The sequence below is a fragment of the Aeromonas sp. R10-1 genome (assembly GCF_040908465.1).
Lineage (GTDB): Bacteria > Pseudomonadota > Gammaproteobacteria > Enterobacterales > Aeromonadaceae > Aeromonas > Aeromonas caviae.
Genome location: NZ_JBFODT010000022.1, coordinates 101931 through 114950 on the forward strand (window position 1 = coordinate 101931; position 13020 = coordinate 114950).

Annotated in this window: 9 protein-coding genes; 5 read left to right on the forward strand and 4 right to left on the reverse strand. The window is 63.6% G+C overall.

Going from position 1 to position 13020, the window contains the following annotated elements; translation table 11 throughout:
• Positions 1 to 5 precede the first annotated feature (5 nt).
• The 4 genes from AB5Y93_RS10160 to galE are packed head-to-tail and all read right to left on the reverse strand — an operon-like array spanning position 6 to position 4367.
• The gene (locus AB5Y93_RS10160; protein ID WP_261999875.1) at positions 6 to 1073 is read right to left on the reverse strand and encodes a galactose-1-epimerase; all 1068 of its coding nucleotides are present in this window, start codon (positions 1071 to 1073) and stop codon (positions 6 to 8) included.
• 27 nt (positions 1074 to 1100) lie between these two features.
• Positions 1101 to 2249, reverse strand: coding sequence for a galactokinase (gene galK, locus AB5Y93_RS10165; protein ID WP_069652378.1), 1149 nt, complete (start codon positions 2247 to 2249; stop codon positions 1101 to 1103).
• Positions 2246 to 3304 (reverse strand): UDP-glucose--hexose-1-phosphate uridylyltransferase, encoded by a 1059-nt coding sequence (locus tag AB5Y93_RS10170; RefSeq protein WP_368229275.1) that lies wholly within the window; start codon positions 3302 to 3304, stop codon positions 2246 to 2248. Before AB5Y93_RS10170 ends, galK begins: the two co-directional genes overlap by 4 nt.
• 49 nt (positions 3305 to 3353) lie before the next feature.
• On the reverse strand, positions 3354 to 4367 hold the full coding sequence (gene galE, locus AB5Y93_RS10175; RefSeq protein ID WP_368229276.1) for a UDP-glucose 4-epimerase GalE: 1014 nt from the start codon (positions 4365 to 4367) through the stop codon (positions 3354 to 3356).
• Positions 4368 to 4583: 216 nt separating this feature from the next.
• On the opposite strand from galE, the gene AB5Y93_RS10180 reads away from it, so the two are divergent.
• The 5 genes from AB5Y93_RS10180 to mglC all read left to right on the forward strand — a co-directional run bounded on the left by AB5Y93_RS10180 (position 4584) and on the right by mglC (position 12987).
• The gene (locus tag AB5Y93_RS10180; protein WP_010676018.1) at positions 4584 to 5588 is read left to right on the forward strand and encodes a substrate-binding domain-containing protein; all 1005 of its coding nucleotides are present in this window, start codon (positions 4584 to 4586) and stop codon (positions 5586 to 5588) included.
• A gap of 518 nt (positions 5589 to 6106) precedes the next feature.
• A complete protein-coding gene (locus tag AB5Y93_RS10185; protein WP_368229277.1) occupies positions 6107 to 9181 on the forward strand; it encodes a beta-galactosidase in 3075 nt (1024 codons plus the stop codon).
• A gap of 219 nt (positions 9182 to 9400) precedes the next feature.
• On the forward strand, positions 9401 to 10387 hold the full coding sequence (gene mglB, locus AB5Y93_RS10190; protein ID WP_010676016.1) for a galactose/glucose ABC transporter substrate-binding protein MglB: 987 nt from the start codon (positions 9401 to 9403) through the stop codon (positions 10385 to 10387).
• A 53-nt stretch (positions 10388 to 10440) separates the two neighbouring features.
• Positions 10441 to 11961 (forward strand): galactose/methyl galactoside ABC transporter ATP-binding protein MglA, encoded by a 1521-nt coding sequence (gene mglA / locus AB5Y93_RS10195; protein WP_010676015.1) that lies wholly within the window; start codon positions 10441 to 10443, stop codon positions 11959 to 11961.
• A gap of 15 nt (positions 11962 to 11976) precedes the next feature.
• Positions 11977 to 12987 carry a galactose/methyl galactoside ABC transporter permease MglC gene (gene mglC, locus AB5Y93_RS10200; protein WP_010676014.1) on the forward strand — a complete coding sequence of 337 codons (1011 nt, stop codon included), beginning with the start codon at positions 11977 to 11979 and terminating at the stop codon, positions 12985 to 12987.
• Positions 12988 to 13020: the final 33 nt, after the last annotated feature.

Here is a 13020-nt window from a genome sequence, read left to right on the forward strand (position 1 = left end):
GGCTGTCAGGGGGCAGGAATAAAGCGATAACGGGTCTGGTGGCGATAACGCTGCCCCGGCAGCAACCAGGGATCGCCGAGGGCGGGCCGGTTCGGGCTGTCGGGCAACTGCTGGGCCTCCAGGCAGAAGCCGTCGTAATCCCGGTAGGGTCGGCCCTGACGATCCGGTGTGCCGGTCAGCCAGTTGCCGCTGTAGAACTGCAGGGAGGGCTGGTTGGTGTAGACCGCCATGGCCAGCTTGCCATCCCCCGAGATCACCCGGGCGGCCCATGGCTGGTTGGACCCACCAAACGGCTCATCAGCAGGCTCAAAATCGCTGTTGTTGAGCAGAAATGCGTGATCGTACCCCTTGGCCAACTGCTGCTGGGGGTGGTCCAGCCACGCCTGGCCGATGGGGCGGGGGGCGCGCAGATCGAAGGGGCCTTCCACCGGGGCGATGGCCAGCGGCAGGCTCTGGTCATCCGTGGGCAGGTAGCGGTCGGCGTCTAGGCTGATGGTGTGGTGGCGGATGTCGCCACCGCCATCCAGGTTGAAGTAGGCGTGGCTGGTGAGGCTGACCGGGCTGGGGGCGTCCGTGCTGGCGCAGAAGTCGACCACCAGATCGCACTGCTCCAGCCGATACTCCAGGCTCACCCTCAGATTGCCGGGAAAGCCCTGATCCCCCGCCCGGGAGAGGAGCGCCAGCTTGACCCTGTCCGCCTCCTGCTCCTTGATCTGCCAGGTGCGGCGATGGAACCCGTCGCGCCCGCCGTGCAGGCAGTTGGCCCCCTGGTTGGCGTCCAGCGTCCAGCACTGGCCTTCCCGCTCAAGGCGGGCGCCGCCGATGCGGTTGGCAAAGCGCCCCGCCACGGCCCCCAGCCATACCTGCTGGGTGAGGTAGGCCTCGTCGGCGCAGCCCAGCAGCACCTCCCGCCGCTCTCCCGCCACCGGCAGGGTGAGGGAGGTGAGGGTGGCCCCGTATGTGAGACCGCGCAGCCGCAGTCCCTCCTCGTTTTCCAGCTCGAATCTCATCATGGTTTGCGGTTCCCCGTCGTGATCCCGTCGCCCCCTGCCGGCGTCGCGAGTGCCGGGCAGGGGGCGTCACCCGTTGTCAGGCGTGCGTTACAGTCTGCCGGCCCCTGCGCTGGCACGGCAGACGTAGCAGTCCGCCTTGAGGCCGAAACGGGCCGGGTATTCCGCCTCCACCACGGCGATCACCTCGGCCACCTTCTCGGGGCGCAGCAGAGCGACCACGCAGCCGCCAAAACCGCCGCCGGTCATGCGCACACCGCCTTCGCTGCCGATCCGGGCCTTGATGATCTCCACCAGGCCGTCGATGGGGGGCACGGTGATCTCGAAGTCATCGCGCATGGCGGCGTGGGACTGGCCCATCAGCTCGCCGAGGCGCACCAGATCGCCCTGTGCCAGCGCATCGGCCGCCGCCAGAGTGCGGGCGTTCTCGCCGACCACGTGGCGGGCACGGCGATAGCAGGCCTCGTCCAGACCGGCCTTGCCCGCTTCCAGGGTCGCCAGATCCAGGTCGCGCAGGGCCTTGACCCCGTAGTGACGGGCGGCGGTTTCGCACTGCTGGCGACGGGTGTTGTATTCGCTGTCCACCAGGCCGCGGCGCACGTTGGAGTTGACGATGAGCACCGCCAGATCGGTGGGCATGGGGATGAGCCGGGTCTCCAGGGAGCGGCAATCGAGCAGCAGGGCGTGATCCTGCCTGCCGCTCGCGGAGATCATCTGATCCATGATGCCGCAGTTGCAGCCGACGAACTGGTTCTCCGCCTGCTGGCCGTTGAGGGCGATTTCCGCCTGGCTGATGGCCAGCCCCTGGGCCTCCTTGAAGGCCTGGCCGATGGCCACCTCCAGGGAAGCGGAGGAGGAGAGACCCGTCCCCTGGGGCACGTTGCCGGAGACCACCAGATTGAGGCCGCGCAGGGCGTGGCCCCGTGCCTGCAGGTGTTTCACCACGCCGCGGATGTAGTCGCTCCAGCGCTGGCTGGGGTGGTGCTCGATGGGTTGATCGAGACTGAACCGGTCGCGCTGGTTGTCGTAGTCGGCGGCGATCACTTCGACCAGGTTGTCGCCGCGCAGGCCGATGGCGACGCAGGTCTCGTAGTCGATGGCGCAGGGCAGCACGAAGCCGTCGTTGTAGTCGGTGTGCTCGCCGATGAGGTTGACGCGGCCTGGAGCCCGTACCAGCAGGTCGGGTTGTTGCTCAAACTGCTCGGCAAACACGGCGCTGACGCGCTGGCTCGGGGTCATAGGGCCTCCTCGTTGGCCTGGTTCTGGTCGTTGTAGTGGATGGGACTGAGGGCGCGCAGCCGTTCGGCCGCCTGTTCCGGGGTGAGATCGCGCTGGGTTTCGGCCAGCATCTCGAAGCCCACCATGAATTTGCGCACCGTGGCGGAGCGCAGCAGGGGCGGATAGAAGTGGGCGTGCAGTTGCCACGCCTCGGGGCAGTCGGAACGGGGCGGGGCGAAGTGCCAGCCCATGGAGTAGGGGAAGCTGCACTGGAACAGGTTGTCGTAGCGGCTGGTGAGCTCCTTGAGCGCGATGGCCAGATCCTGTTGCTGTTCCCGGGTGAGATCCAGCATGGAGGGAACATGGGCCTTGGGCAGCAGCAGGGTCTCGAACGGCCAGGCCGCCCAGAAGGGCACCACCGCCAGCCAGTGGGCGGTCTCCACCACGATGCGGGAGCGATCCGCCAGCTCCCGCTCCACATAGCCCAGCAGCAGGGGGCGGCCGTGTTCGGCCAGCCAGGCGCGCTGGTGCGCCTCTTCCCGGGCAATCTCGTTGGGCAGGAAGTCGCTGCCCCAGAGCTGGCCGTGAGGGTGCGGGTTGGAGCAGCCCATGACGGCGCCCTTGTTTTCAAAGACTTGCACCCATTCCCACTGGTCAGAGAGCTCGGCCACCTGGTCCATCCAGGTGGTGATCACCCCTTCGATGGCGGGCAGGGGCAGCTCGGGCAGGGTCTTGCCGTGATCCGGCGAGAAGCAGATGACCCGGCTGGTGCCCCGGGCGGCTTCCAGCTTCAGCAGGGGATCCGGCGCCGCGTCAGCGGCCGGGGTGTCCTGCATCAGGGCGGCGAAGTCGTTGGTAAAGACGAAGGTGCCCTGATAGTCGGGGTTGATATCGCCGGTCACCCGGGTGTTGCCCGCACAGAGGAAGCAGTCGGGATCATGGGCCTGGCTCGGCGCCAGGCTCACCTTCTCGACCTGGCCTTGCCAGGGGCGCTTGGCCCTGTGAGGGGAGACCAGCACGTACTGGCCGGTGAGCGGGTTGAAGCGGCGGTGGGGGTGATCAACGGGGTTGAACATCATCACTCCAGTGTGTGAGTTGAATACATCCGAAGGCGCAGGCCAGGGCCTACGCCTCGTAACCATTGGGGTTGGCGGACTGCCAGCGCCAGCTGTCGGCGCACATGGCGGCGAGATCCCGGCTGGCGTGCCAGTCCAGTTCCCGAGCGGCCTTGGCGGGATCGGCCCAGCACTCGGCGATGTCGCCGGGGCGCCGTGGCTCGATCCGGTAGGGAAGGGGCCGACCGCAGGCGGCCTCGAACGCCGCGACCATCTGCAACACGCTCTGGCCCTGGCCCGTGCCCAGGTTGTAGGCGTGGACACCGCCCCGTCCGGCGCAGTGTTCCAGAGCCTTGACGTGCCCTTCGGCGAGATCCATCACATGGATGTAGTCGCGCACCCCGGTGCCGTCGATGGTTGGGTAATCGTTACCAAAGATCGAGAGGCAGTCACGCCGGCCGATGGCGACCTGGGTCAAAAACGGCATCAGATTGTTGGGGATGCCCTGGGGATCCTCCCCCAGGGTGCCGGACTCGTGGGCGCCGACGGGGTTGAAATAGCGCAGCAGGGTCATGCTCCAGTGGGGCTCGGCCCGCTGCAGATCCTCGAGGATCTCCTCGATGATCAGCTTGGATCGGCCATAGGGGTTGGTGGCGCGGCGGGGGAAATCCTCCCGGATCGGGGTGCTGGCGGGATCGCCGTAGACGGTGGCCGACGAGCTGAACACCAGATTGCGTACCCCGGCCCGTTTCATCGCCTGCAGCAATACCAGGGTGCCGCTCAGGTTGTTCTCGTAGTAGTCCAGCGGGATGCGGGTCGACTCGCCGACCGCCTTGAGGGCGGCGAAGTGGATCACGGCGTCGATGTGCTGCTCGCTGAAGATGCGATCCAGCAGGGCCGGGTCACGGATGTCCCCTTCGTAGAAGCGGGGCTCGCGCCCGCTGATGGCGGCGACACGGGTCAGGACGCCCGCCTTGCTGTTGCAGAGGTTGTCCACCACCACGGGCTCCATGCCTGCGGCCTGCAAGGCCAGACAGGTGTGGCTGCCGATGTAGCCGCAACCGCCGGTGACCAGTACTTTCATCCGTTGTTCCACCCTCAACTCCTCGCATCAGGAAAGCCTGAGCAGGAGTCTAGCCGAGGGGCTGACGGGCAAACTGTGAGCTGCTTAACAAATATGTGTAAACGATTACACTTGTTTTCATCGACCAATGTGGCAAGTTCTGATTTTTCCCCCTGTTATCAGTGACATTGAACGGTATAATGCGGCCAGTTGCAGCGTGAAATAAGTGAAAACAGCATGAGCACCATCAAGGATGTCGCCCGTTTGGCCAATGTGTCAGTGGCAACGGTTTCACGGGTGATGAACAACTCACCCAAGGCCAGTGCCGCCTCCCGCGAGGTGGTGCTGAAGGCCATGGCCGAGCTGGGCTATACCCCCAACGCCAACGCGCGGGCCCTGGTCAGCCAGACCTGTGACACCATGGGAGTGGTGGTGGGCGACGTGGCGGATCCTTTCTTCGGCGCCCTGGTCAAAGGGGTCGCTGCGGTGGCGGTGGAGCAGGGCTTGCACCTGTTGATGGGTAATGGTTTTCACCGCGCCCAGCAGGAGCGGGAGGCCATCGAGCTGCTCATCGGCAAACGCTGCGAGGCACTGGTGGTGCACAGCAAGGCGCTCGGCGACGAGGAGCTGGTCGACTACGCCCTGCGCGCCCCCGGCATGGTGCTGATCAACCGCGACATTCCGAGTCTGAGGGGGCGCTGCATCGCCCTCAACAACCGCCAGGGTGCGGCGACAGCCACCCGTCATCTGCTGGATCTCGGCCACCGCCATATCGCCTTCCTGAGCTCGGATCACGCCATCGAGGATGCGCTGTTGCGCCACCAGGGCTATCAGGATGCCCTGGCGGAGGCGGAGGTCTTCGCCGATCCCGAGCTGGTGGAGAGCGGCATGCCCAATGAAGAGGGGGGCGAGCGCGCCATGCTCAACCTGCTGGCCAAGGGGTTGCCCATCACGGCGGTGGTGGCCTACAACGACGCCATGGCGGCAGGGGCCATCTCTGTGCTGGCGGACAACGGCCTCAAGGTGCCGGAAGAGGTGTCGGTGGTGGGCTTCGATGACATCATCTACGCCAGATACCTGAGACCCAAGCTCTCCACCATGCGCTATCCCATCGAGCTGATGGCGGCCCAGGCGGCCAAGCTGGCGCTGCAACTCGCCGCAGGGGAGAGCGAATCGGTGCAGAGCCGCATCTATACCCCCACCCTGATCAACCGCCATTCGGTCGCTCCCGTCAGGTCCTGATCGCAGCGCTTGCGCCCCCGTCGGCGCAAGCGCTGCACCTGGCGAACTCGGCAGCTCTTCCCGCTCGTCTGTCACGAGCGCCTCTCCCCCGGCCTGCCGAGCCTCACTTCCAGCCAGACCCTGCCAGACGCTCGCCATGGCTTTTCTCTGCGCCGGGCAGGGGCTCTCGTGGCCTCTGCACACTCCTGCGAGAGGCCGGGCTGCGTTCCCGGAACCGGGTTGAGGCGCTCCAGCACCTGATGGAGCGAGGGGGGCGCGATGTAGTGTCTTTGCCATGGCTTGCTCCGCTGGTTCGACCATTGCCTCCCGGTTTCACACTCCCGGGCATCTTTTGCCCTTCCGAAGGTCCGCTTTTTCCCCCGTGGGGTTATTTACCCGGATTTATCCGATTTTTACTCCGCTTTACTTAACAAAATGAGTGTAATCGTTTACATCTGTGTGAGCGGGATCGCCGATCACCGGGCAAAACTCTCCTACACTGCAGTGGTTTTCAGCGTGAATGCAGGGAGAAGTGAAGCATGCTCAGGGAGATAGTGGCCCGTCAGGATTGGCAGACCCAGGGGATCACCGCCGTGAACCGGTTGCCAGCCCATACCCCCTTGTCCAGTTGGCGCAGTGAAGGGGAAGCCAGGATGGGGGGGTTGTCACCTTCCCGCCTGCTGCTGGACGGCGAGTGGCAGTTCTCCTGGTTCGAGGCCCCGGAGCGGGTGCCGGAGCAGTGGCTGGTGGAGGATCTGCCGGATGCCTGCCCCATCAAGGTGCCGGGCAACTGGCAACTGGCTGCGGCCTATCCGGGGGCGCGGCCCGTCACGGATGTGCCCATCTACACCAACATCAAATACCCCTTTCCCTGCGACCCGCCCCGGGTGCCTGCCGAGAATCCCACCGGTTGCTACTCCCGCGAGTTCACCGTTGCTGCGAACTGGCTGGCCGAGGGGCAGACCCGGATCATCTTCGACGGGGTGGACAGCGCGTTTCACCTTTTCTGCAACGGCCGCTGGGTCGGTTACTCCCAGGACAGCCGGCTGCCGGCGGAATTCGATCTGACCCCCTTCCTTCAGGCCGGGGCCAACCGCCTCGCCGTCCTGGTGCTGCGCTGGTCTGACGGCTCCTATCTGGAAGATCAGGACATGTGGCGCATGAGCGGCATCTTCCGCTCCGTCAGCCTGCTGCACAAACCGGCCCGTCATCTGATGGATATCCGGGTGACGCCCGAGCTCGACGCCTGCTACCGGGATGCCCGCCTCAAGGTTGAATTGCAGGCGGCCAACGGAGCCGGTCTGTCGGTGGAGGCCAACCTCTATGATGGCGACGAGCGGGTCGCGACCCTGCGCCAGCGGATCGGCACCCAGGCCATCGACGAGAAAGGGGTGTATGACGATCGCGCCGAGTTGTGGCTGACGGTAACGGCGCCACACAAGTGGAGCGCCGAGACCCCGCACCTCTATCGCCTGACCCTGACTCTGCTGGACGAGCAGGGAAGCGTTCTCGAGAGCGAGGCCCATGACGTGGGCTTTCGGGCGGTGGAGATCCGTGGCGGCCTGCTGCGGGTCAACGGCCAACCCCTGCTCATTCGTGGCGCCAATCGCCATGAACACCATCCCGCCACGGGTCACGTGGTGACCCCGGCCGACATGGAGCAGGATCTGCTGCTGATGAAGCGGCACAACTTCAACGCGGTGCGCTGCTCCCACTATCCCAATCACCCCGAGCTCTATCGCCTGTGCGACCGGCTCGGCCTCTATGTGGTGGACGAGGCGAACCTGGAGACCCACGGCATGACCCCCATGGGGCGGCTGGCACGGGATCCCGCCTGGAGCAACGCCTTCCTGGAGCGGGTTACCCGCATGGTGGCCCGGGACTTCAACCACCCCAGCATCATCATCTGGTCTCTGGGGAACGAATCCGGTTATGGCCCGGCCCACGACGCCATGTATCGCTGGGTGAAGGGGGCGGACCCCAGCCGCCCGGTGCAGTACGAAGGGGGCGGGGCCGACACCCCGGCCACCGACATCATCTGCCCCATGTATGCCCGTACCCATCAGGATCAACCCTTCCCGGCGGTGCCCAAGTGGGCACTGGCCAAGTGGATCGGCCTGCCGGAAGAGACCCGGCCGCTGATCCTGTGCGAATACGCCCACGCCATGGGCAACAGCCTGGGGGGCTATGCCCATTACTGGCAGGCATTTCGCGATCATCCGCGGCTGCAGGGTGGGTTTGTCTGGGATTGGGTCGATCAGGGGCTGGACAAGCAGACCGACGATGGCCGCCATTTCTGGGCCTATGGTGGCGATTTCGGCGACACTCCGAACGATCGCCAGTTTTGCTGCAACGGCCTGCTGTTCCCCGATCGCACCCCCCATCCCTCCCTGTTTGAAGCCCGGCGTGCCCAGCAGCCCTTTGTTCTGACCCTGCAGGGTCGCCAGCCGCTGACGGTTGAGATCCGCAGCGAATACCTGTTCCGCGAGACGGACAACGAACGCCTGCTGTGGCGTCTGTGTGAAGACGGCGTGGTGGTGAGCCAGGGTGAATGCCCGCTCGAGCTGGCCCCCCGGGGGAGCATGACGCTGACCCTGCTGAAGCAATTGCCGGCCTTTGCGCCGGGGGCGCTTGCCTGGCTGGATCTCGCCATCGTGCAGCCCACCGCCACGGCCTGGGCCGGAGCGGGTCACGAGGTGGCTCGCCAGCAATGCCTGTTGCCCGCGCCCCTGGCGCTGCCGTCGGTCTGCCCGGCGGTCAGCCTGACCGAGCAGCGCGATCACTGGGTGCTTGGCGCCGCAGATTCCCTGTGGCAGCTCGACAAGGCCAGTGGTCGCATCGTCAGCTGGCAGAAACAGGGCCGCGAGCGGCTGTGCGACGCCATCGCCGATCACTTCTATCGGGCGCCGCTCGACAACGATATCGGCACCAGCGAGGCGGATCACGCCGATCCCAACGCCTGGATTGCCCGCTGGCAGGAGGCCGGACTCAATGATCTGCAGCACTGCTGTCTCGGCCTGGAGGCGAGTCCGGAGCTGGGTCTCATCACGGCGCACCACGGCTACTTCGTGGGTGACGAACCGAAGATCCTGACCCGCTGGCATCACAGGGTGGACGGGGAGGGCGCCATGCACCTCGCCATCGAGGTGGAGGTGGCCGCCGACATGCCCTCCCTGCCGCGCATCGGTGCCCGGCTCTGGCTGGCTGATGAACCGGCCGAAGGTGCCCCGGTGAGCTGGCTGGGGCTTGGCCCCCACGAGAATTACCCGGATCGACGGCTCGCCGCCGATCTCGGTCGCTGGCAATTGCCCATCGAGGCGTTGCACACCCCTTATGTCTTCCCCACCGACAACGGACTGCGCTGCGATACCCGCGCACTGCAACTGGGGGATCTGGCGGTGGAGGGGCGCTTCCACTTCAGCGTCAGCCGCTACAGTCAGCAGCAGCTGGCCGAAGCCCGTCACCAGACCGAGCTGGTGGCTCTGGGGGGCACGCACCTGTGCCTCGATGGCTTCCACATGGGGGTAGGAGGCGACGACTCCTGGAGCCAGAGCGTGCGGCCCGAGTTCTGGCTGTTGCCGGGGCGTTATCACTGGCACTGCCGTCTGAGCTAGCCGGACCCGCCGTCGCGAGATGGCGAGACTCAAAGGCGGTTTCTCACGTAACTATTTAATTTTTAACAATATTACGGCTATGTAACAGAGTGTAAACGTTTTCATTTTGTTGCCAGGATCACAGACCGCCTCACAACAAACTGATTACATTAGGCTGGCGCCAGCTCAAACGGTGTACAGCATTCCCTACAAAAAACAGATAGAAATCGGAGCATAACAATGAAAAAACTCACGACAGTTGCCACCTTGCTGATGGGACTGATGGCGGGAGCCCAAGCCCAGGCCGATACCCGTATCGGGGTCACCGTCTACAAGTACGACGACAACTTCATGGCCGTGGTGCGCAAGGCCATCGAGAAAGAAGCGGCGGCCACCCCGGGTGTGGAACTGCTGATGAACGACTCCCAGAACGACCAGTCCAAGCAGAACGACCAGATCGACGTGCTGCTGGCCAAGGGCGTGAAGGCCCTGGCCATCAACCTGGTTGACCCGGCGGCGGCCCCTGTCGTGATTGAGAAAGCCCGTGCGGACGAGATCCCCGTGGTCTTCTACAACAAGGAACCGAGCGCGGCTGACCTGGCCAGCTATGACAAGGCCTACTACGTTGGCACCGACTCCAAGGAGTCCGGAATCATTCAGGGCCAGCTGATCGCCAAGCACTGGAAAGCGCACCCCGAGTGGGATCTGAACAAGGATGGCGTCATCCAGTTCGTGCTGCTCAAGGGTGAGCCTGGTCACCCGGATGCGGAAGCCCGCACCACCTACGTCGTCAAGACCTTGAACGATGGCGGCATCAAGACCGAGCAACTGCACATGGATACCGGTATGTGGGATACCGCCATGGCCAAGGACAAGATGGACGCCTGGATCTCCGGTCCGAACGCCAACAAGATCGAAGTGGTCATCGCCAACAACGACGGCATGGCGATGGGCGCCGTGGAGTCCCTGAAGGCCCAGGGCAAGACCGCCATCCCGGTGTTCGGTGTTGACGCCCTGCCGGAAGCCCTGGCCATGGTCAAGAGCGGTGCCATGGCCGGTACCGTGCTGAACGATGCGGCCAACCAGGCCAAGGCCACCTTCGAGCTGACCAAGAACCTGGCCGAAGGCAAGCCGGCTGGTGAAGGCACCAACTGGAAGATCGACAACAAGGTCGTCCGCGTTGCCTACGTGGGCGTAGACAAAGACAACCTGTCCCAATTCGAGTAATTCCTCCCCTCAGGGCAAGGGAGATCCCCTTGCCCTCTTTTCAACCAGATGTGATGGCTGATATGACAACACGGCAACAATCAGAATGGCTGTTGGAGATGATTGACGTCAGTAAGAGCTTTCCTGGCGTCAAGGCACTCGATAATGTCAATTTACGGGTCCGTCCTCATTCTGTGCATGCGTTGATGGGCGAGAATGGCGCAGGGAAGTCCACGCTGCTCAAGTGCCTGTTCGGCATCTACGAGAAGGATCAGGGCAAGATCTTCTTCAAGGGACAGGAGATCAACTTCACCTCGTCCAAAGAGGCGCTGGAGAATGGCGTTTCCATGGTGCACCAGGAGCTGAACCTGGTACTGCAACGCACCGTGATGGACAACATGTGGCTCGGCCGCTATCCCACCAAGGGACTGTTTGTCGACCACGGCAAGATGTATCAGGACACCAAGCATATCTTCGAGGAGCTGGACATCGACATCGACCCCAGGGTCAAGGTCGGCACCCTGTCGGTTTCCCAGATGCAGATGATCGAGATTGCCAAGGCATTCTCCTATGACGCCAAGATCGTCATCATGGACGAACCCACCTCCTCCCTGACCGAGAAAGAGGTCAACCACCTCTTCAAGATCATCAACAAGCTCAAGGAGAAGGGGTGCGGCATCGTCTACATCTCCCACAAGATGGAAGAGATCTTCCAGCTCTGTGACGAGATCACCATATTGCGGGATGGCCAGTGGGTGGCGACCCAGCCCCTCAAGGGCATGACCATGGATCAGATCATCGGCATGATGGTCGGCCGCGAGCTCACCCAGCGCTTCCCGGAAAAAACCAACCAGCCCAAAGAGGTGATCCTCGAGGTCGAGCACCTGACGGCCAAGAACCAGCCTTCCATCAAGGACGTGACCTTCAACCTGCACAAGGGGGAGATCCTCGGCATCGCCGGTCTGGTGGGGGCCAAGCGCACCGATATCGTGGAGACCCTGTTCGGCATCCGCGATCGCAGCGAAGGGACCATCAAGCTGCACGGCAAAGAGGTGGCGAACCACAACGCCCACGAGGCGATCCAGAACGGCTTCGCCCTGGTGACCGAGGAGCGCCGCTCCACCGGGATCTATTCACGCCTCGACATCGCCTTCAACTCCCTGATCGCCAACATGGACAACTACAAGGGATCCATGGGGCTGCTCAGCGACAACAAGATGAAGAGCGATACCCAGTGGGTCATCGACTCCATGCGGGTCAAGACACCGACCCAGCAGACCCAGATCGGCTCCCTCTCCGGTGGCAACCAGCAGAAGGTGATCATCGGTCGCTGGCTGCTGACCCAGCCCGAGATCCTGATGCTGGATGAACCGACCCGGGGTATCGACGTCGGCGCCAAGTTCGAGATCTACCAGCTCATCCTGGAGCTGGCGAAGAAGGACAAGGGCATCGTCATCATCTCCTCCGAAATGCCGGAACTGCTCGGCATCACGGACCGCATCATGGTCATGAGCAATGGCCGGGTCGCGGGGATCGTCAACACCAAAGAAACTGACCAGAGCGAGATCCTGCGCCTGGCATCTCTGTACCTATAAAGACAGGAAGACATTATGGAGTCGGCTAAAAATTTCAATCTGATGCAGGCGCTCAAAGAGAACGGCATCTATGTGGTGTTGCTGGTGTTGCTCATGATCATCGTGATCAAGGAGCCCTCCTTCCTCAGCCTCACCAACCTCAGCAACATCCTGACCCAGTCCTCGGTACGGGTCATCATTGCCCTCGGGGTGGCGGGCATCATCATCACCCAGGGTACTGACCTGTCGGCCGGTCGTCAGGTCGGTCTGGCGGCGCTGATCGCGGCCACCATGCTGCAGGCCCTGACCAACGTGAACAAGGTCTTCCCCACCCTGGGGGAGGTGCCCATTCCGGCGGTGATCCTGCTGGTGTGCGTGGTGGGGGCCCTGATTGGTCTGGTCAACGGCCTTATCGTCGCCTACCTGAACGTGACGCCCTTCATCACCACCCTGGGCACCATGATCATCGTCTACGGCATCAACTCCCTCTATTTTGACTCCGTGGGGGCTTCCCCGGTAGCCGGGTTTGATCCTCGCTTCTCCAACTTTGCGCAGGGCTTCATCCGGATTGGCGGGTTCAAGCTCTCGTACCTGACCTTCTATGCGGCCATCGCCAGCGTCTTCGTCTGGGTGCTGTGGAACAAGACCCGCTTTGGCAAGAACATCTTCGCCATCGGTGGCAACCCGGAAGCGGCCAAGGTGTCCGGCGTCAACGTCGCCGTCAACCTGGTGGTCATTTATGCCCTGGCCGGTGTCTTCTACGCCTTCGGCGGCATGCTGGAAGCGGGGCGGATCGGCAGTGCCACCAACAACCTCGGCTTCATGTATGAGCTGGATGCCATCGCGGCCTGCGTGGTGGGGGGCGTTTCGTTTGCCGGCGGTGTGGGAACTGTCGCGGGTGTGATCACCGGCGTACTTATCTTCACGCTGATCAACTATGGTTTGACCTACATCGGTGTCAGCCCTTACTGGCAGTTCATCATCAAGGGCGGCATCATCATCCTGGCGGTAGCCCTGGACTCCATGAAGTACGCCAAGAAGAAGTAAGCATTGGCAGGGAGGGCCGGGTCATCCCGGCCC

Coding starts and splice junctions, on each gene's coding strand:
- mglA (WP_010676015.1), top strand. CDS start 10,441: ATGGCTGATATGACAACACGGCAACAATCAGAATGGCTGTTGGAGATG.
- galK (WP_069652378.1), bottom strand. CDS start 2,249: ATGACCCCGAGCCAGCGCGTCAGCGCCGTGTTTGCCGAGCAGTTTGAG.
- mglB (WP_010676016.1), top strand. CDS start 9,401: ATGAAAAAACTCACGACAGTTGCCACCTTGCTGATGGGACTGATGGCG.
- galE (WP_368229276.1), bottom strand. CDS start 4,367: ATGAAAGTACTGGTCACCGGCGGTTGCGGCTACATCGGCAGCCACACC.
- mglC (WP_010676014.1), top strand. CDS start 11,977: ATGGAGTCGGCTAAAAATTTCAATCTGATGCAGGCGCTCAAAGAGAAC.
- AB5Y93_RS10170 (WP_368229275.1), bottom strand. CDS start 3,304: ATGTTCAACCCCGTTGATCACCCCCACCGCCGCTTCAACCCGCTCACC.
- AB5Y93_RS10185 (WP_368229277.1), top strand. CDS start 6,107: ATGCTCAGGGAGATAGTGGCCCGTCAGGATTGGCAGACCCAGGGGATC.
- AB5Y93_RS10180 (WP_010676018.1), top strand. CDS start 4,584: ATGAGCACCATCAAGGATGTCGCCCGTTTGGCCAATGTGTCAGTGGCA.